Origin of the sequence: Neptunomonas antarctica (assembly GCF_001305295.1) — a bacterium.
Lineage (GTDB): Bacteria > Pseudomonadota > Gammaproteobacteria > Pseudomonadales > Balneatricaceae > Neptunomonas > Neptunomonas antarctica.
In genome coordinates this window covers 316,596-334,161 of record NZ_LJSI01000053.1, presented here as the reverse complement: position 1 = coordinate 334,161, position 17,566 = coordinate 316,596, and the positions used below count along the sequence as shown (strand labels likewise).

Annotated in this window: 19 protein-coding genes; 13 read left to right on the top strand and 6 right to left on the bottom strand. The window is 45.3% G+C overall.

Annotation, left to right across the window (positions count from 1 at the left end; translation table 11 throughout):
• The first annotated feature begins 80 nt into the window (after positions 1-80).
• The 7 genes from argS to Nant_RS16280 all read left to right on the top strand — a co-directional run bounded on the left by argS (position 81) and on the right by Nant_RS16280 (position 6,571).
• Entirely contained in the window at positions 81-1,841 is a 1,761-nt protein-coding gene (gene argS / locus Nant_RS16310) for an arginine--tRNA ligase (protein ID WP_054342708.1), read from the top strand.
• 25 nt (positions 1,842-1,866) lie between these two features.
• On the top strand, positions 1,867-2,568 hold the full coding sequence (locus Nant_RS16305) for an SPOR domain-containing protein (RefSeq protein ID WP_054342707.1): 702 nt from the start codon (positions 1,867-1,869) through the stop codon (positions 2,566-2,568).
• 108 nt (positions 2,569-2,676) lie between these two features.
• A complete protein-coding gene (gene hslV / locus Nant_RS16300; protein WP_054342706.1) occupies positions 2,677-3,207 on the top strand; it encodes an ATP-dependent protease subunit HslV in 531 nt (176 codons plus the stop codon).
• A 22-nt stretch (positions 3,208-3,229) separates the two neighbouring features.
• Positions 3,230-4,585: an ATP-dependent protease ATPase subunit HslU gene (gene hslU, locus Nant_RS16295; RefSeq protein ID WP_054342705.1), complete on the top strand. Its 1,356-nt coding sequence runs from the start codon at positions 3,230-3,232 to the stop codon at positions 4,583-4,585.
• Between the two features lie 123 nt (positions 4,586-4,708).
• A complete protein-coding gene (locus Nant_RS16290) occupies positions 4,709-5,086 on the top strand; it encodes a gamma-butyrobetaine hydroxylase family protein (protein ID WP_054342704.1) in 378 nt (125 codons plus the stop codon).
• Positions 5,087-5,162: 76 nt separating this feature from the next.
• A complete protein-coding gene (gene ubiE, locus Nant_RS16285; RefSeq protein WP_054342703.1) occupies positions 5,163-5,921 on the top strand; it encodes a bifunctional demethylmenaquinone methyltransferase/2-methoxy-6-polyprenyl-1,4-benzoquinol methylase UbiE in 759 nt (252 codons plus the stop codon).
• Between the two features lie 14 nt (positions 5,922-5,935).
• Positions 5,936-6,571 carry a ubiquinone biosynthesis accessory factor UbiJ gene (locus tag Nant_RS16280; RefSeq protein WP_054342702.1) on the top strand — a complete coding sequence of 212 codons (636 nt, stop codon included), beginning with the start codon at positions 5,936-5,938 and terminating at the stop codon, positions 6,569-6,571.
• Here the strand turns inward: Nant_RS16280 and Nant_RS16275 are convergent.
• The 3 genes from Nant_RS16275 to Nant_RS16265 all read right to left on the bottom strand — a co-directional run bounded on the left by Nant_RS16275 (position 6,568) and on the right by Nant_RS16265 (position 8,484).
• Positions 6,568-6,981, bottom strand: a complete 414-nt coding sequence (locus tag Nant_RS16275) for a CopD family protein (RefSeq protein WP_054342701.1) — start codon at positions 6,979-6,981, stop codon at positions 6,568-6,570. The genes Nant_RS16280 and Nant_RS16275 overlap by 4 nt on opposite strands.
• Positions 6,982-7,045: 64 nt before the next feature.
• Entirely contained in the window at positions 7,046-7,813 is a 768-nt protein-coding gene (locus tag Nant_RS16270) for a DUF2927 domain-containing protein (protein WP_054342700.1), read from the bottom strand.
• Positions 7,814-7,815: 2 nt separating this feature from the next.
• Complete coding sequence (locus Nant_RS16265; protein WP_054342699.1) at positions 7,816-8,484, bottom strand: fumarylacetoacetate hydrolase family protein; 669 nt, start codon at positions 8,482-8,484, stop codon at positions 7,816-7,818.
• A 114-nt stretch (positions 8,485-8,598) separates the two neighbouring features.
• On the opposite strand from Nant_RS16265, the gene Nant_RS16260 reads away from it, so the two are divergent.
• The gene (locus Nant_RS16260) at positions 8,599-8,877 is read left to right on the top strand and encodes a peptidylprolyl isomerase (RefSeq protein WP_054342698.1); all 279 of its coding nucleotides are present in this window, start codon (positions 8,599-8,601) and stop codon (positions 8,875-8,877) included.
• 60 nt (positions 8,878-8,937) lie between these two features.
• Here Nant_RS16260 and Nant_RS16255 read toward each other — a convergent pair whose 3' ends face one another.
• Positions 8,938-10,236, bottom strand: coding sequence for a GGDEF domain-containing protein (locus Nant_RS16255; RefSeq protein ID WP_054342697.1), 1,299 nt, complete (start codon positions 10,234-10,236; stop codon positions 8,938-8,940).
• A 114-nt stretch (positions 10,237-10,350) separates the two neighbouring features.
• Here Nant_RS16255 and Nant_RS16250 point away from each other — a divergent pair, with 114 nt between their 5' ends.
• Together Nant_RS16250 and Nant_RS16245 are read left to right on the top strand one after the other, a co-directional pair.
• Positions 10,351-11,940, top strand: a complete 1,590-nt coding sequence (locus Nant_RS16250; RefSeq protein WP_054342696.1) for an Ada metal-binding domain-containing protein — start codon at positions 10,351-10,353, stop codon at positions 11,938-11,940.
• Entirely contained in the window at positions 11,940-12,425 is a 486-nt protein-coding gene (locus Nant_RS16245) for a methylated-DNA--[protein]-cysteine S-methyltransferase (RefSeq protein WP_054342695.1), read from the top strand. The genes Nant_RS16250 and Nant_RS16245 overlap by 1 nt, the downstream gene beginning before the upstream one ends.
• Before the next feature lie 45 nt (positions 12,426-12,470).
• On the opposite strand, the gene Nant_RS16240 is transcribed toward Nant_RS16245, so the two are convergent.
• Complete coding sequence (locus tag Nant_RS16240; RefSeq protein ID WP_054343255.1) at positions 12,471-13,679, bottom strand: MFS transporter; 1,209 nt, start codon at positions 13,677-13,679, stop codon at positions 12,471-12,473.
• A 155-nt stretch (positions 13,680-13,834) separates the two neighbouring features.
• Here Nant_RS16240 and Nant_RS16235 point away from each other — a divergent pair, with 155 nt between their 5' ends.
• The 3 genes from Nant_RS16235 to serA all read left to right on the top strand — a co-directional run bounded on the left by Nant_RS16235 (position 13,835) and on the right by serA (position 16,488).
• A complete protein-coding gene (locus Nant_RS16235; RefSeq protein WP_054342694.1) occupies positions 13,835-14,731 on the top strand; it encodes a LysR family transcriptional regulator in 897 nt (298 codons plus the stop codon).
• Positions 14,732-14,761: 30 nt separating this feature from the next.
• Entirely contained in the window at positions 14,762-15,043 is a 282-nt protein-coding gene (gene ppnP / locus Nant_RS16230; RefSeq protein ID WP_179078895.1) for a pyrimidine/purine nucleoside phosphorylase, read from the top strand.
• A gap of 212 nt (positions 15,044-15,255) precedes the next feature.
• On the top strand, positions 15,256-16,488 hold the full coding sequence (gene serA, locus Nant_RS16225; RefSeq protein WP_054342693.1) for a phosphoglycerate dehydrogenase: 1,233 nt from the start codon (positions 15,256-15,258) through the stop codon (positions 16,486-16,488).
• Positions 16,489-16,545: 57 nt separating this feature from the next.
• Here serA and Nant_RS16220 read toward each other — a convergent pair whose 3' ends face one another.
• On the bottom strand, positions 16,546-17,502 hold the full coding sequence (locus Nant_RS16220) for an alpha/beta hydrolase (RefSeq protein WP_054342692.1): 957 nt from the start codon (positions 17,500-17,502) through the stop codon (positions 16,546-16,548).
• Between the last annotated feature and the right edge of the window lie 64 nt (positions 17,503-17,566).

Genomic DNA, 17,566 nt, shown 5'->3' with positions numbered 1-17,566 from the left:
ACCGGCTCTTTCTTGATCATTTTATTCTCGAATCTTTAACTACTTAAAAATTCTCGAACCGAACCGGTAACAGCAGGCAAATGAAACAGCATATTGCAGACCTAATCAGTGCAGCACTCAAAACACTGAGTGAAAATGGTATATTCTCCGCCGATGTTCAACCTGACATCATGGTTGAAAACACCCGCGACAAGTCACATGGTGACTTTGCCTCGAATGTCGCCCTGACTCTCGCAAAACCGGCTCGACGTAATCCCCGAGAATTAGCTCAGCTCATCACAGAAGCACTGCCGATTTCCTCCACGCTGGAAAAAACTGAAATCGCAGGCCCGGGCTTTATTAATTTCTTTGTGACTCAGGAATCAACAACAGCAGTCATAGAGCAGATTATCGCCCAAAAAGACCAATTTGGCCGTGGTTTAGCAGGAAGCAACGAGCGCACCCAAGTTGAATTTGTGTCTGCAAACCCTACAGGTCCATTACATGTTGGCCATGGTCGCGGTGCTGCATACGGCGCTGCAGTCGCTGATCTGCTGGAAGCAGCAGGCGTTCCTGTTGAACGGGAATACTATGTGAATGATGCTGGTCGCCAAATGAACATCCTGGCTACCAGTGTATGGCTACGCTACCTTGAACAATTCGATACCGCTATCACCTTCCCAAGTAATGGTTATAAAGGTGATTACATTCTTGATATTGCCGCGTCGGTAGCCGACGCTCATGGCGACCTCTACAACCGTTCACTTGACGACGTTATGCGTGATATCCCCGCAGACGAACCGCAAGGTGGCGATAAAGACAGCCACATTGATGCGCTGACAGAAAGAGCACAAGAACTTCTATCAGCAGAAGGTTATGCGATCTTTTTTAACGCTGCTCTGGATTCAATTCTTTCAGATATCCGTGATGACTTATCTGAATTCGGTATCACCTATCAAAAATGGTTCTCCGAACTCAGCTTAAACACCAATGGCGATGTTGATAGTGCTATCAACATACTGCAAGAAAAAGGCTACCTCTTTGAAGAAGAAGGCAACCTCTGGTTCCGCTCCACCGATTTCGGTGACGATAAAGACCGTGTGGTACGCCGTGCAAATGGCCTGACAACCTACTTTGCTTCAGATATCGCTTACCTTAAGAATAAGTTTGAACGCGGTTTTGAAAAGGTTCTGTATATTTGGGGCGCTGATCACCACGGCTATATTGCCCGCATGAAAGCAGCGTGCCAGGCCTTAGGTTACGATCCTGAACGCTTATTAGTTCGCTTGGTTCAGTTTGCGATTCTTTATCGAGGTGAAGAGCGTGTGCAGATGTCGACCCGATCGGGCTCTTTTGTCACGCTTCGCGAACTCCGCGAAGAAGTAGGCAAAGATGCCTGCCGCTTTTTTTACGTTACCCGCAAAGCCGATCAGCATATGGATTTTGATCTTGAATTAGCCAAAACTGAATCAAAAGACAACCCTATTTACTACATCCAGTACGCTCATGCGCGGGTTTGCTCGATTCACCGTAAGCTAGCGGAACACAGCTGGACATGGGATTGCGACGCAGGTCTTGCACATCTGAACCGACTCGATACTGAATATGAAAAAGACCTGATCACTCAGCTATCAAAATATCCAGAAATCCTTACCAACGCAGCGGTTAACTATGAGCCACATCTGCTTGCCAATTATTTGAAAGAGCTGGCGAATGATTTCCACTCATACTATAACGCGAACAAGATGCTGATAGATGACGCAGAACTGCGTAATGCCCGTATCACGCTCAGCGAAGCGACGCGACAAATCCTGAACAACGGATTGACGCTCTTAGGTGTTAACTCACCCGAGCAGATGTAAGCATATAGAAACAACAGGAAACCTCATGGCTTCGCGTAAGGATTTTGTACAGCGTTCACGAAAACAGTCTTCTGCCAGTCCTAACCGACCGTTAGCAGCGTCTAAGCCTCGTGCCAAAGCAACGCCTCCGAAACGCAAGCCATGGGCACTCGCGCTCTTTAGTTTATGTGCTCTGGCTGGCTTAATATTCATTCTGAATCAGCTACTTGATGTTGACGCTACCCAGATGCCTACGGCGACTGCGCCAACAAAAACGACCAGCACATCAACCCAAAAAATAAGCAAGAAAGAAACGATAAGCAAACCCGTTGCAGAAAAAACAACCAAAACAACCGCCCAGACATCAGGTCCGACCGTTATAGATAAGTCGATCGATGCCGAGGCAGCCATTAAGCAAAACAAGTATGAGTTTTACGAGCTTCTACCCAAAAGCGAAATAATGCCCGCCGCCGTGGAAGAATATAAATCCACACCACGCGATGCAAAACTTGATAAACATTATGTACTTCAGGCAGGCTCATTCCGCAATGCCGCTGATGCGGAGAGAATGAGAGCCCAACTACTTCTCTCAGGCTTACCTAATGTACATACAAATCAATCAGATGGTGCTAACGGTATCTGGTATCGGGTGCGTATAGGCCCCTTTGATAATCAAGCCGTTATGAACAAAGCCAACAATAAATTAGCCAAACTGAATATTAATGCGATGGCCATTCGTATCGATTAAGTATTTATCAACTATCTATTAGCCAGCAATTTTTACCCTTACCCTTGAAATGTGTCAACCGACGTCCCATATTTGAGGGTATTCGAACCGCAATAGGGTCAAGCTACCATGACAACAATTGTTTCAGTACGCCGCGGCGATCAAGTCGTCGTTGGTGGTGATGGGCAAGTATCTCTTGGCAACACTGTCATGAAAGGTACGGCTAAAAAAGTAAACTTTTTACCTAAACATAACGTAATTACCGGGTTTGCCGGCAGTACAGCTGATGCGATCACTTTACGGGATCTGTTTGAACAACAGCTCGACAAACATCATGGCAATATCGTTAATGCCGTCATCAGTCTCGCACGTGAATGGCGAACTGACAGGGCATTGCGTCGCCTTGAAGCACTGATGCTGGTCGCTAATAGTGAAAAAACCTACTTATTATCGGGCACAGGCGATGTTATTGAACCCGAAGATGGCATTATCGCGATTGGCTCCGGCGGTAACTACGCCCTCGCAGCAGCTAAAGCACTGGTTGCCAACACTGACGACTCCGCCAGAGACATTGTCGAAAAAAGCCTTCATATTGCTGCAGATATCTGCGTATTTACCAACCACAGTTTAACAATTGAAACGCTGCCAGCAAAAGTCTGAGCCCGAATTCAGGAGCCGCACCATGTCAAACATGACACCCCGTGAAATTGTTCACGAACTGGATCGCCATATAATCGGTCAGCAGGATGCCAAGCGCTCCGTCGCCATTGCTTTGCGTAACCGCTGGAGACGTATGCAGCTTTCAGAAGAGCTGCGCGTAGAAGTTACGCCAAAAAATATTCTGATGATTGGCCCCACTGGTGTTGGTAAGACTGAAATTGCCCGCCGCCTCGCCAAACTGGCCAACGCACCGTTCATCAAAGTTGAAGCGACCAAATTCACTGAAGTGGGTTATGTAGGCCGCGATGTAGAAACGATCATACGTGACCTGATCGACATGGCCATGAAGATGATACGCGAGCAGGAAACTGAAAAAGTACGCTTTCGTGCCGAAGATGCCGCAGAAGACCGAATTCTGGATGCGTTATTACCACAAGCCCGCCCAACAGGCTCAAATGATAGTGCCAATAGTAGCGCTATAGAAAAAAAATCAGATAATGCCACACGCCAAATTTTCCGTAAAAAACTACGCGAAGGCCTGCTGGATGACAAAGAAATTGAAATAGAAGTGACACAATCCAAGGCTGGCGTCGAGATTATGGCTCCGCCGGGCATGGAAGAGATGACCAGCCAACTGCAGAGCATGTTCTCTAATATGGGTGGTGGTAACAAACAAAGTCGTCGCATGACGGTCAAAGAAGCGATGAAGCTTATTATCGAAGAAGAAGCCGCCAACCTGGTTAAAGAAGAAGATATTAAGCAACGTGCTGTCTTCATGGTTGAGCAAAACGGCATTGTCTTTCTCGACGAGATCGATAAAGTCTGCAAACGTGGAGGATCAGGATCAACGGGTGGTGATGTCTCACGTGAAGGCGTACAACGTGATCTGTTACCCCTTATAGAAGGCTGTACCGTCAATACCAAATACGGCATGGTAAAAACAGACCACATCCTGTTTATCGCCTCGGGTGCGTTCCATCTGGCAAAACCCTCGGACTTAATCCCTGAATTACAGGGACGTTTACCGATTCGCGTCGAATTAAATGCACTAACGCCTGATGATTTCCGCCGTATTCTGACCGAACCAAACGCGTCATTAACCGCGCAATATATTGCCCTGTTACAAACAGAAGGTGTTGATATCAGCTTTACCGACGACGGTATAGCTCGCGTTGCAGAACTCGCTTTTCAGGTTAACGAAAAAACCGAAAATATTGGTGCACGCCGTCTTCATACCATGATGGAACGCCTCTTAGAAGAGCTATCGTTTCACGCATCAGACGAGTCAGGAAAAGCTGTTGTTATTGACGCTGACTATGTGAATGCACAACTGAACGAGCTCAGTCAGGATGAAGATTTAAGCCACTATATCCTTTAAAACATATTTTAAAGACAGGCTTAAATATGCTCTTTACGTGAGTCAACACTGTTGGCTCACTCTCTTTAACCTAACCGCTAAGGGCCAAGGCCAAACGCCAAACGCCAAAACCAGAGATTGCAGATGAGCCAGTCACCGATCCCCAATAATATCAAGCTTCACAAGAAATCCCGCACCCTTGAGCTTATCTATGATGATGGCAGTTTTGAACTCGAAGCAGAGTTTTTACGAGTTCACTCACCTTCTGCTGAAGTCAGAGGCCATGGAATTGGCAACGGCACACTCCAGACTGGCAAAAAATTTGTGGGAATTACAGGCGTTGAAGCATCGGGTAATTATGCGTTAAAAATCATCTTTGATGATGGTCACGACAGTGGTCTCTATACCTGGAAATATCTTCACGATCTAGCCACTCAGCACGATGAGTATTGGCAAAAATATCTACAAAATCTAGTGGATGCGGGTGAAACCCGTGATCAGAATCTGATTGGTAAGTTCTAAACAGGACAAACCTTTTCGGCGGAGGTACAATGCCTCAAACGCACTGATTGAGCAAAAACGGTTGAGCAAAAAGCATATGAGCGAGCAGAACAAAGAATCCACAACTGATTTCGGCTTTCGTGAAGTACCGGTAGAAGAGAAAGTCAAAAAAGTAGCCGACGTTTTCCATTCCGTCGCAGGTAAATACGACCTGATGAATGATTTAATGTCGGGTGGTGTGCATCGCCTGTGGAAAAAACTCACGATAGAGCAAAGTGGTGCACGACGCGGCAATACCATTTTAGATATTGCTGGCGGCACTGGCGACCTTACTATTCGCTTCTCCCGTATTGTCGGTCCTCAAGGCAAAGTCGTACTCGCTGATATCAATGATTCGATGCTGAAAGTTGGCCGTGATCGTCTGATGGATCGCGGTGTGGCCGGTAATGTCGAGTTTGTTCAGGCCAATGCAGAGTGCCTGCCTTTCCCTGACAATACATTCGATATTATTACCATCGCCTTTGGCTTACGCAACGTAACCGATAAAGATGCAGCGATTCGCTCCATGACTCGCGTACTCAAACCCGGCGGAAAAGTGATGGTATTGGAGTTTTCAAAAACCAATAATCCAGCATTGACTAAAATCTACGATTTCTATTCGTTCAATATCCTGCCAAAAATGGGGCAACTCATTGCTGGCGACGCAGAAAGTTACAAGTACCTGGCAGAATCTATACGCATGCATCCTGATCAGGAAACTCTGAAAAGCATGATGCAGAATGCAGGACTGGTTAATTGTAAGTACCAGAATATGACGGGTGGTGTTGTTGCCCTGCATACAGGGATCAAACCGTAACAAAGGAACCTCTCATGGCCGCTGATATATTATATGCTCTAGTCCTTACTCCACTCGAATCAGCGATCAACGCCCTTCTGCAAAGCGATCCGGTTACTTGCCAGGCATTACAACGGCTCAGCGGTAAAATTATCCAGATAGAAGCAGACGACTTACAACAGTCTGTTTTCATCCTCCCTTTTAACGCAGGCATGCAGCTTCAGTCGCATATAGAGGGAGAAGCGGATGTAACCCTCAGCGGTTCGTCTAACCGTCTTCTGCAACTACTCAGCAGCGATAACAAAGCAGAACTATTCTTCGGCAATGGGATTTCAGTGACGGGCGAGTCAGCATTGGCGAATCAGTTTCAGAATCTTTTAGCCGACACACGTATTGATTGGGAAGGGTTACTGGCAGAGCATACAGGTGACTTAGCCGCACATCAGATCAGCGATGCGGTTAAAGGCCAGATCAGCTTTGTTAAGCACGTCAGCGACAGCCTGCGCGAAAACCTGCATGAGTATATTCAGGAAGAACTGCGTATTTTACCAACACGCCCGGAAACTGACGCATTCATGGACGCAGTCGACAACCTGAAAGATCGTACAGACCGACTAACGGCCCGTATCCATGTATTGCAACAGAAACAGAGCTTAGAAGATCAGGGCTAAAAAGGTTTTACTACGACAAAGATCAAAATTGGAACGAAGATCAACAACGGCAGCTCATTAAATAAGCGAAAATAGCGACCACTTCTATCCAGCACGTCATTCTGCATCTTTTTCAAATAGTGACGACACCAGAAATGGTAACCAATCAGCAAGCCCACGAACGTCAGTTTGGCATGTAACCAGCCACCGGAAAAACCATACCCGAGCCATAACCACAGCCCAAAACCCAGGGTAAAGAGCGCCATGATGCTCATAAAACCGTACAGTTTACGTCCCATGATCTGCAGACGCGCAACATCCTGCCCGGCTTCTTTGCCTTCAACATAATGCACAAAAATACGTGGCAAATAAAAGATGCCCGCCATCCAGCTGGTCATGGCGAGAATATGAATCATTTTTACCCAAAGCATAGTATTTCCTTAATGGTAATTTCTTTTAATACTTAACTTATTACTGTTTTCAATATCGATAATATTATTGATAGTACCGATACAAAGCCCCCTGTTTCCGCACTCTGAATGCAGCATTCTTAATTAACCCTTGTCTATCAAGATCTTTCACAATATCAGGCGTGACATTAAGCACTTGCTTACGATTTAACCCTGCTCGCATTCTGGGATCATATAACACTCTCAAAAGGATATCATCCAACCCAGTCAACAGATCATCCGGCGTCTTATCATTAAAAACAGAAGGATATACACGATCAGAATCACGCGGCAAACCCATAACCTGAGTCAGCTCTTCAACGATACAAGCCAACAATTTTGCTTTCTGGCGCGCCCTATCTACCGGTATATAAATGGACGCCGACGCTATTTCATCAGCCACATTCGTACGAAAACCTGCAAGGCAGATCGCACCCCGCTCATGCGCGGCTGACGCTTCTCCTGAATGCTGTTTTATTAATGGTATTAACAGACTTTCACGGGTAAAAAACAACCTGACATTCGCCTGTTCTGCACGCTGAACACGTTTAATATCATGGCCAGTAATCAGAATAAGATGGGCAATATGTGCATCAAGTAGGGTTTCATGGAGTGCTTCATCACCCACCTGATGCGTTACGAGAATACGCACAGGCTTTACCCATTTATGCACGATTTCCTTTGCACCACCAAACTCGCTTCCCAACGCAACTTCGAGAAAGCTTTGCACGATGTACTCAGGCTTTTGCCAATGCTCTTCAGCAATAGCAATTTGCCATACTAAGCACAGCAGAAAGACAGTCGTATACCGCATCTTTATGCAGCGATAACTGACGTTCTTGCCGATACAATACTGACGAGTTCTACCTCTAATTGATCACCTTGTAGTATGGGCCCGACACCAGCGGGAGTGCCTGTCATTACTACATCACCAGGTTCTAATGTAAAAAACTGACTGATATAGCTGATTAATGGAAGCACCTGATTCAGCATATATGCACTATTACCGTCTTGTCTTACATCCCCGTTCACCGTCAGACGAATCTGTACGTTTTGTAAATCATCGACCTGATCAGGCGTAACGAAGGCAGATAATGGACACGCGCCATCAAACGCTTTGGCTTTTTCCCAAGGATGACCTTTGGATTTCAACCCATCCTGTAAATCACGCAGTGTTAAATCCAAGCCTACGCCCACACCTGCAATCGCTTCTTTGGCAGATAGTTCGCTGGCTTTACAGAGTGTTTTGCCAATCAGCACCGACATCTCTGTTTCAAAATGAACGCTACCCAAGCCAACGGGGATGGAAAAATCCTGCTCCAACTCAAGTGCCGCCGTTGAGGGTTTTATGAACAACATAGGCTCGGTAGGGATAGGATTATTCAACTCTTTAGCATGATCTGCGTAATTGCGACCCACACATACAATCTTACCCAACGTTAATTCGCAGGCCTGTCCGTTAACAAATCGATGTTGGTATGCCATTTTTCACTCCGTAATATTTGGTTCACAGTTAATAACAGGTATCCTATACCGAGATTGTTCATGTAACTACACTATATCAACAACGCAAAACACAAATAACCCGAGGTTTTACTCATGGCTAAAGCAAGTGCACGTCACATTCTTGTCGATACCGAAGCGCAGTGCGAAACATTAAAACAGCAGATCGAAGCCGGTACTGACTTTGCTGAAGTAGCAAAACAACACTCGTCTTGCCCTTCAGGCAAGCAGGGTGGTGATTTAGGTTCATTTGGCCCAGGCCAGATGGTGCGTGAATTTGACGAAGTTGTCTTCAAAGGCGAACTGAACAAAGTTCACGGCCCTGTTAAAACACAGTTTGGTTACCATTTGCTAGAAATCACCAGCCGCTCGTAATCGCTGATGTGGAGAGCTGTCCTACAGCTCTCCTGTTTCTCTCTTTTGTTAACATCATGTTTATCCTTCACGGTTTACAAAATCAACCTTAGCTCGTCGTAGTTGTACCCGCCTCGGTACTGAAATGGGCTGATGCGACCCAATCGTACAGTTGCGCCCCGCCTTTTTAGCAGCATAGAGCGCTTGGTCTGCAGATTTCATAACGGCATCAGGATTGCTGTGCGAGTCATCCTTCTCAGCGACACCGATACTAATCGTGACCTGAACATGCTCGGGTCTTTTTTGGTTCGAGCGCAGTTGTTTACCCGTATCGCTATCCGTCGGACGTTCTTCACTACGAATCGCCATTGGATAATAAGCGATAATTTCACGTACTTCTTCAAGATAAGGCAACACTTCATCCTCAGTTTTGCCTGCAAATACCACCGCAAATTCTTCCCCACCATAACGGTAGGCCTTACCTCCTCCTTTTACATTATTAATTTTGGCCGCCACCATACGCAACACATGATCGCCCGTCTCGTGACCGTAGGTATCGTTGAATTTCTTAAAATGATCAATATCCAGCATCGCAACCGTATATCGACGGCCTAGGTTAGCAAACTTATCACGCAGTGCTCTGCGTCCAAAAATGCCGGTCAATTCATCAACAAAAGCCATGTTATAACTGTTTTGCACCACAGAAACCGCTAAGGCTATTAAAGCCGCCGATAAAAACAATGATGAAATCAACGGCCGCTCAAACCATAGCAACGTCACTAATGCCGCAATAAGCGAAGCCAAAAGCCCCGCATCTGTGTGAGTTCTTCTGAAGATTAAAGACAAAACCACAGGAATTAAAGCCACGACAAAAACCATAGCGGCGGCTTCACTCAAGTAGGTTTCATCAACGGCCATTTGGATTAGACTGATCGGCAATTCCGTAAGCCAATACCCCAGCACTCCCATTTCTTTAAGGATGTATATGGCCAGATAACCGGCACTCACAACCACAAGTCTTATCACGCCAATAGGTGTAAATACGCCGCGTTCTGCATACGTCGCAATCAACGCAATATTGACCGGTAAAAGAAGCGAGAGAAAGCTGTACAGCACATAATTATCGGGTCGGGCTAAGCTCGACTGGAGGTTATTTTGAATTAAAAAATAAGCAGCACAAAGATTGATCGACACCAGTAACACTCGACTGTGCTTAAAGCAATAACCCAAAAAGCCCGCAATACCTGCCATCAGATACGGCATCAGCGCTAAGGTATTCTGCTGTGCGGCTGATAACGCTGGAACCAGTGCTAGTAATAAAAATGCGCCCATTAATAACAACGCAGCCGGTAGTAACAGGGTTAATATTCTAAACGCCAAATGACAATCCTTTCTTTTAACTACTCTATTTCAGCATTAGTGTAACGAAGCTGTAAAAAATATCATGTCCGAATGCTGCGAGCAGCCTTATTTAAATAAGCCTATAGTAGCGTTATGAGTATACAGAACATATATTATTACCAAGCGCTGGTATCTCACGATAGCCGTTTTGATGGGCATTTTTTTGTCGGCGTCAGCAGCACAGGCATTTACTGTCGCCCAGTCTGTCGCGTCCGCACACCCAAGATAGAAAATTGCAGCTTTTATACTTCAGCAGCACTCGCTGAAGCGGCAGGCTTTCGCCCCTGTCTTAAGTGCCGTCCGGAGTTATCACCGCAAATTGCACAGCACGTAAATGATCAAAACCTCATATTATCCGCCATTACTCAACTGGAGGATTTGGGACATACTGATTTCAGTATTGCTGAATTGTCACGTCACCTTCATATCAGTACCCGTCACCTGAGCAGAATGGCGCTTGCTCAGTTCGGCACCACACCCAGCAATATAATACTCACGAGAAGACTACTTCGCGCCAAACAATTACTGACAGAAACACATCTGCCTATCATCCATGTTGCTTATATCAGTGGATTTTCAAGCCTACGTACTTTTAACATGCACTTTAAAAACAGATACCAATCCGCCCCCTCTTCGCTGCGAAAACGAGCAGATATAACTGAAGCTAATACAACTCGAATTGATACAACTCGAATTAACACAAAGAGCCGCGCCTCAACAACCAGCCCAGCAAAACCTATTAAACTAATGCTGCAATACCGACCACCTTATAACTGGCAACAATTGATTGAGTTTCTTGAACAAAGAACAGTCCGTGGAGTTGAATACGTAGAAGAGCAAACTTATAGTCGTACCGTCAACCTGACCGTGAACGAAAAAAACTATCAGGGATGGCTGCAAGTACAGCTTCATCTCACTAAAGCCAATACTCTTGCAATCGAGCTTTCAGAATCATTATCCGATATTATTCCCATTGTATTAAGAAAACTGGAGCATCAGTTTGATCTACATGCAGAACCCGCGCTAATAGCAAAACAGCTAGGTAAGCTGGTCAATAATAACCAAGGAATCCGTCTTCCTGGCAGTTTTGATGGGTTTGAGATGGCGGTCAGAGCCATACTTGGCCAACAGATTACAGTCAAAGCGGCCCACACCTTAGCAGGCCGCTTTGCCGAAGCATTCGGCACCCGAATTCACACCACACACCGTGCACTCACAACACTCTTCCCCAGTGCGGAAGTAGCCTCAACACTGAGTATTGATCAAATAGCCTCTCTCGGTATTATCAGTAAGCGGGCACACACCATCATAATACTGGCTGAAAAAATATCCAAAAGTGAGATTGTACTGCAACCCAGCGCATCACCGGACATTACCATTAATACCTTGACGCAAATTCCCGGCATCGGCCCCTGGACAGCACACTATATTGCAATGCGCGCACTACACTGGCCAGATGCATTCCCGCATACGGACTTAGGGATTATGAAAGCATTACAGGAAAGAAGACCAAAAAAACTACTGGCATTAGCTGAAAAATGGCGCCCATGGCGTGCCTACGCAGTGATGCATCTGTGGCATTCATTAAGGGAACCATGGAATAACTCACCGATAAATATAACTAATCAGCCTCTTGAAAATACGGTCACATCAATAAGCACACAATGTAAGGAACAAAGCTGATGATAAGTTACCGCACATGGCACAGCTCTTTTGGTGAAATGCTGGCAACCGAAGAGAATCAACAACTAACAGGGTGTTATAGGATAGGCCAAAAACACCAACCCGCTATTGCATCACAATGGCAAGAAGAACCCGATCATCCGGTTTTCATCGAACTAGAAAAGCAATTGGAAGCTTTTGCGTCTCATCCTGAGCATCTATTCACGCTACCTTTGGCACCCAAGGGAACACCTTTTCAGCAAAGCGTATGGCAGGCACTAAAACTGATTCCCGCTGGAGAAACCCTCTACTATCAACAACTCGCCGATAGTATAGACCAGCCTGAATCAGCCCGATCTGTGGCGGCTGCGATTGGCCGAAATCCGCTTCTCATCATCATTCCCTGCCATCGGGTGATCGGTAAAAATGGTAATTTGACAGGGTATGCAGCAGGGCTTGAATTAAAACAGCAGCTGCTGACAATAGAAGCCGCTATAGGGTTGTAGGACTGTAAGCGTGAATTTCCAATAAATGCGTCAATTCAGTCTTACTTATACCTTTACTGATGGCGCATCAGAAACGCATTGAGAACTGATTTTGTATAACAAAATGGCAGCCAATAACGTCAGTGTCAGTATGATCATGGAGCCTGCAACAATGCCCGACCATCCCGCCCATTGCCAGAAAGGTTGCAGATAAAACCCACCACTACTTGCACCTAAATAATAAAACACTAAATACAAAGACGACGCACTGGCTTTGGCTTGATAAGCGTTATGGCTCACCCAGCTACTCGCCGTCGAGTGCGCAAAGAAAAACCCGAAAGCGTTTATAAAGAAGCCGACAATAATCGCCCAGATGCTGGGTATCAGTGTAATCAGAGAGCCCGTCATCAGCACCAAAATGCCAATAATCATGCACATAGGTTGCGGAATTCGCTGAGCAATACGTCCTGAAAGAGCAGACCCTACCGTACCGCTCAGGTAGGTAAGGAACAACAGACCTAACCACGAAGGCGACAGATGATAAGGCGCATCAGCTAATAAAAAAGTAACGAAGCTGTACTGATTAATAAAAATAAAGAAATTAAAGCCACCTATCAGATAAGCCAACAATAACAGCGGATTGTTCAAGTGCCCTGCCAACTGTGTCATCATCATGCTTGGCTTCAGACTTTTAGCAGTAAAATGACTCGAGGCGGGTAACAATAGAGCAAATAGTGCCAGTAGAATAAAACTGATCAGAGTCATCACCAAAAATGCTTCAGACCAGCCTAACCACTCACCTACAAAACCACCAATCAAGCGCCCTCCGATACCACCAATAGTGTTACCGCTAATGTAAAAACCTACGGCCAGAATCATCGCTTTATGTTTGAATTCATCACTCATGTACGCAATAGCAATGGCAGGCAAACCACCTAAACATAACCCTTGTAGCCCTCGCAGAATCAACAACATAGAATAATTTTGTGTCTGTGATAAAAGGAACGTCGTGAGCACGACACCCGCCATACTGACCAACATAATATTTTTGCGCCCGATCGCATCGGATAATGGGCCATAGATCAGTAATGACAGGCCCAGCGTCAACGTGGTGATTGTGAAGCTCCAGCTAGCCTCAAGCTCTGATATCTGAAAGTTATCCATTAGCAGTGGCAGTAACGGCTGCGTCACATATACATTGGAAAAAATCATAAAAGAGCCCAGGCAAAGCGCCAATGTGGCTCGCCAAAAGGCTCTTGTTCCTGCGTCAATCATCATGAACCCCTGCATCACTGATCTAAGCCTGTTATCTAAACCACTAACCAGCTCGGACATCGATTATTTCTGGTACTACCATACTGCGCAGAATATAATCAGTAAAATATATAGTTATTATCCATTCCATATATTTTATTGATAATTAAATTAATATGAACAGTAAACAGCTTCGCTATTTTCATGAAGTAGCCCGTCAGAAGAGTTTTTCTAAAGCGGCTGAAATCCTACATATTGCTCAACCAGCCATCAGCATGTCTATCCAAAAGCTGGAAAGTGAACTGGATCTTAAACTCTTCCACCGCAATGACCGTAAGATCAGACTGACGGATGAAGGGGAACGTCTATTCAAACATGCTGAAATAATTCTACAAAACTTAGCTGACGCAGAACTGGAAATGCGTGAGCTTAAAGGATTAACGCAAGGCTGTGTGCGCATTGGCATTCCTGGCATGCTCGGCTCTTATTACTTTCCGCCTATTTTGATGGCTTTTAAACATCGTTATCCCGAACTCAGTCTGGAAGTCATCGAAGCAGGCACCTGGAAACTGCAGCAGATGGTTGAACAAGGCGAATTGGACCTGGGGGTGATTGTTTCAGAATTTGTTCCCGATACACTCCATACCGAGATTTTTTTACGCCAACAGATGCTCGTTACCGTCGGCAAAGATCATGCTTTCGCAACACAACAATCGGTAACCTATACAGATTTTTTTGCCGAAGAGCTGGTGATGTTCAAAGATGGATATTTTCACCGTAAAATTGTTGATCGTCTTGCCAATCAGATCGGTGCTAAACCACATATTGGCTTTGAAACCAACCTGATACCTCTGATTAAGTCGATCGTAAAACAGGGATTCGGCATCTCCACGTTACTCGGTATGGTGATCGAAAAAGATGATGACCTGATAGCACTGCCCTTCAGTCAGCCAGTCTGGCTGGATTTATCGATTGCCTGGAATAAAGACCGCCACTTGTCACAGGCTAACCGGGCATTCGTTAACTTTATGCTTGATCATCGAAGTAGCCAAAATACAAAACAGGTATTATGATGCGGCGCTCATACAATTGGAGAGAGCCTTATGCTGAACGTAAATGAATATTTTTCCGGAAAAGTAAAATCGATCGGTTTTGAAAACAGTGAAGGTCAGGTCACTGCGGGCGTAATGGCACCCGGTGAATATGAATTTGGCACTAGCCAGAAAGAACTGATGAAAGTTGTGAGCGGTGAATTGATTGTTAAACTGCCAGGTGCTGCTGAATACGTCAGCTTTCCTGCAGGCACTGAATTTAATGTCGATGCGAACCAGAAGTTCCAGCTTAACGTTGCACAGACCACAGCTTATCTTTGCATCTATAGTTAGCTCATATGTTACTCATATAGCTAACTTAGCAACCTCTTGCTGCACAGGGTGCATAACTGTGCAGCAAACTGACTCACCTTAAGTTGAATTTTTTTCCTGTAAATCACTCTTTTGGCACAATCACTTTCATCTGTCTCTGTGATAATATAGCGCCCTTTCACGCAGTCGAGATAATCGACATTTTTTCTGACCACTACAAAGAGTTGCAGAAGATGAGCAAAGCTACGTCACTGGATAAAAGCAAAATCAAAATTCTGTTGTTGGAAGGCGTACATCAGTCCGCTATCGACACGCTTAATTCTCAAGGCTACACCAACATTGAATTTCACACCGGCTCTTTACCGGAAGAGGAATTATTGGAGCGTGTCGCTGACGTTCACTTTATTGGCCTGCGCTCACGCACACAGCTAACTGAAAAAGTATTTGAAGCGGCAGAAAAACTGGTTGCCGTAGGGTGTTTTTGTATCGGCACCAATCAAGTTGATCTGGCAGCAGCTACCCGTCAGGGCGTAGCTGTATTTAACGCACCTTATTCGAACACCCGTTCTGTTGCTGAACTGGTCTTAGCCGAAGCGATTATTCTGCTACGCGGCGTGGCTGAAAAAAGTGCTAAAGCACACCGTGGCATCTGGCAGAAATCGGCCACCAATTCTTACGAAATCCGCGGTAAAAAACTGGGTATCGTCGGTTACGGCAGTATCGGTTCACAACTGAGTGTATTAGCTGAAGGCCTCGGTATGGATGTTTACTTCCATGACGTCGTAAATAAATTAACACTGGGTAATGCGAAACAAACAGCAAACCTCAACGAGCTGCTGCGTACCTGCGACATTATCTCTCTGCACGTACCAGAGACCGCATCGACCAAAGATATGATGGGTGCTGCACAGTTTGAGCAAATGAAAGATGGTTCAATCTTCATCAATGCGGCGCGCGGTACGGTTGTTGTCATCGATGATCTGTGTGATGCATTACGTGCAGGCAAACTCAACGGTGCAGCTATCGACGTATTCCCCGTTGAACCGCGCTCTAATAATGATGAGTTTATTTCACCATTACGTGAGTTCGACAATGTTATTCTCACACCACATGTCGGTGGTTCCACGATGGAAGCACAGAAAAACATTGGCTATGAAGTAGCAGAAAAACTGGTGAAATACAGTGATAATGGTTCGTCTATCACCTCTGTAAACTTCCCTGAAGTAGCATTACCAGAACACCCAAATACCCACCGGATATTACATGTTCACCATAATATCCCTGGCGTACTGTCTAACATCAACCGTATTCTTTCAGAGAACAATATCAACATTTCTGGTCAGTACCTGCAAACCAATGACAAGGTCGGTTATGTAGTTATCGACGTAGATGCTGACTGCTCCGTGGTTGCCTTGCATAAAATGTCGGATATTGAAGGCACAATTCGTTGCCGTCGCTTGTTTTAATGGATCCTAAAAAGACTTAAGGACCATAAAAGGCAGTTTCTGATGAAACTGCCTTTTTTATGATATCTGCTTTAACACATTCTGTATTTTACTAAAAACCTGCTCACGCCATACGAGCCCCTCATTCGCTAAATGATGACGGCCACCGTCTACCAATAACACATCAATTTCAGAATATAATTGCCGTAATACCTGCACGTTATGCTGCCCATCTACGGTTTTATCATCCGTTCCCTGAATGACTGTAATAGGTCCATCCTTACACGGCCCGCTCTCTATCAACTCGACCCACTCCAGCATGGCGCCAATCCAGTTAACTGCCACCCATTTATCTTGTAGGGGATCCTGAAAACGGACAAAGCGGATAAAATCAGTATCATGTGAATTAGTCGAGTGAATACGGCGCACCCTCTTTAAGAAAAAACGCAGTATAAAATACTTGAATCGAATCAGTTCATATTGTGCAGGACGAATTAAAGGCGCGAGCAAGATACGATAATTCACCTTATTTTCGCCATCCCCAAATAAGTACTGATGCGCCATAACAATCGACCCTCCCGTACTTTGTCCTATCAACACACAGGGTCCGTCCAATACCTGATAATGCAAAATATGCTCTAGCTGTTCGGCATACTGTGAAAAGTGGTCAATCGCGTAACTGTCACCTGAAGACAAACCATGACCGGGTAAATCATAACAAAGCACATCCCACCCCTGCTCCAGCAAATAACCTATCAATTTGCTATACAAGCCGACATGATCCATATAACCATGAACCAATACTATGTTGCCCTTACTGCGCCCCCGACTGCTCCCCTTCTGAGTATAATGCTGCACCACCAACTCAAATGTCCCGCACGTTACAATGCCAAGACTCAGTTGATATCGAGCCCTTAACGGCGCAAGATTGTAGAGTGTAAAATATGACAGCCAGGCAGCATCCGGCTCGAAAAAATCACCCTGTCGAAACGTCTTCAGTGAATGACGAAGTGCGGCGGCATTGAAGCCTTGCATAGCGCGACCCTTAAGTAATGGGACTAGTTTATTTAATAGCTATTAGTTAATTTAAAGCTATTAG

Excerpts from the sequence above, each read along its gene's own strand:
- argS (WP_054342708.1), top strand. The coding sequence starts at position 81 with ATGAAACAGCATATTGCAGACCTAATCAGTGCAGCACTCAAAACACTG.
- Nant_RS16305 (WP_054342707.1), top strand. The coding sequence starts at position 1,867 with ATGGCTTCGCGTAAGGATTTTGTACAGCGTTCACGAAAACAGTCTTCT.
- hslV (WP_054342706.1), top strand. The coding sequence starts at position 2,677 with ATGACAACAATTGTTTCAGTACGCCGCGGCGATCAAGTCGTCGTTGGT.
- hslU (WP_054342705.1), top strand. The coding sequence starts at position 3,230 with ATGTCAAACATGACACCCCGTGAAATTGTTCACGAACTGGATCGCCAT.
- Nant_RS16290 (WP_054342704.1), top strand. The coding sequence starts at position 4,709 with ATGAGCCAGTCACCGATCCCCAATAATATCAAGCTTCACAAGAAATCC.
- ubiE (WP_054342703.1), top strand. The coding sequence starts at position 5,163 with ATGAGCGAGCAGAACAAAGAATCCACAACTGATTTCGGCTTTCGTGAA.
- Nant_RS16280 (WP_054342702.1), top strand. The coding sequence starts at position 5,936 with ATGGCCGCTGATATATTATATGCTCTAGTCCTTACTCCACTCGAATCA.
- Nant_RS16275 (WP_054342701.1), bottom strand. The coding sequence starts at position 6,981 with ATGCTTTGGGTAAAAATGATTCATATTCTCGCCATGACCAGCTGGATG.
- Nant_RS16270 (WP_054342700.1), bottom strand. The coding sequence starts at position 7,813 with ATGCGGTATACGACTGTCTTTCTGCTGTGCTTAGTATGGCAAATTGCT.
- Nant_RS16265 (WP_054342699.1), bottom strand. The coding sequence starts at position 8,484 with ATGGCATACCAACATCGATTTGTTAACGGACAGGCCTGCGAATTAACG.
- Nant_RS16260 (WP_054342698.1), top strand. The coding sequence starts at position 8,599 with ATGGCTAAAGCAAGTGCACGTCACATTCTTGTCGATACCGAAGCGCAG.
- Nant_RS16250 (WP_054342696.1), top strand. The coding sequence starts at position 10,351 with ATGAGTATACAGAACATATATTATTACCAAGCGCTGGTATCTCACGAT.
- Nant_RS16245 (WP_054342695.1), top strand. The coding sequence starts at position 11,940 with ATGATAAGTTACCGCACATGGCACAGCTCTTTTGGTGAAATGCTGGCA.
- Nant_RS16240 (WP_054343255.1), bottom strand. The coding sequence starts at position 13,679 with ATGATTGACGCAGGAACAAGAGCCTTTTGGCGAGCCACATTGGCGCTT.
- Nant_RS16235 (WP_054342694.1), top strand. The coding sequence starts at position 13,835 with ATGAACAGTAAACAGCTTCGCTATTTTCATGAAGTAGCCCGTCAGAAG.
- ppnP (WP_179078895.1), top strand. The coding sequence starts at position 14,762 with ATGCTGAACGTAAATGAATATTTTTCCGGAAAAGTAAAATCGATCGGT.
- serA (WP_054342693.1), top strand. The coding sequence starts at position 15,256 with ATGAGCAAAGCTACGTCACTGGATAAAAGCAAAATCAAAATTCTGTTG.
- Nant_RS16220 (WP_054342692.1), bottom strand. The coding sequence starts at position 17,502 with ATGCAAGGCTTCAATGCCGCCGCACTTCGTCATTCACTGAAGACGTTT.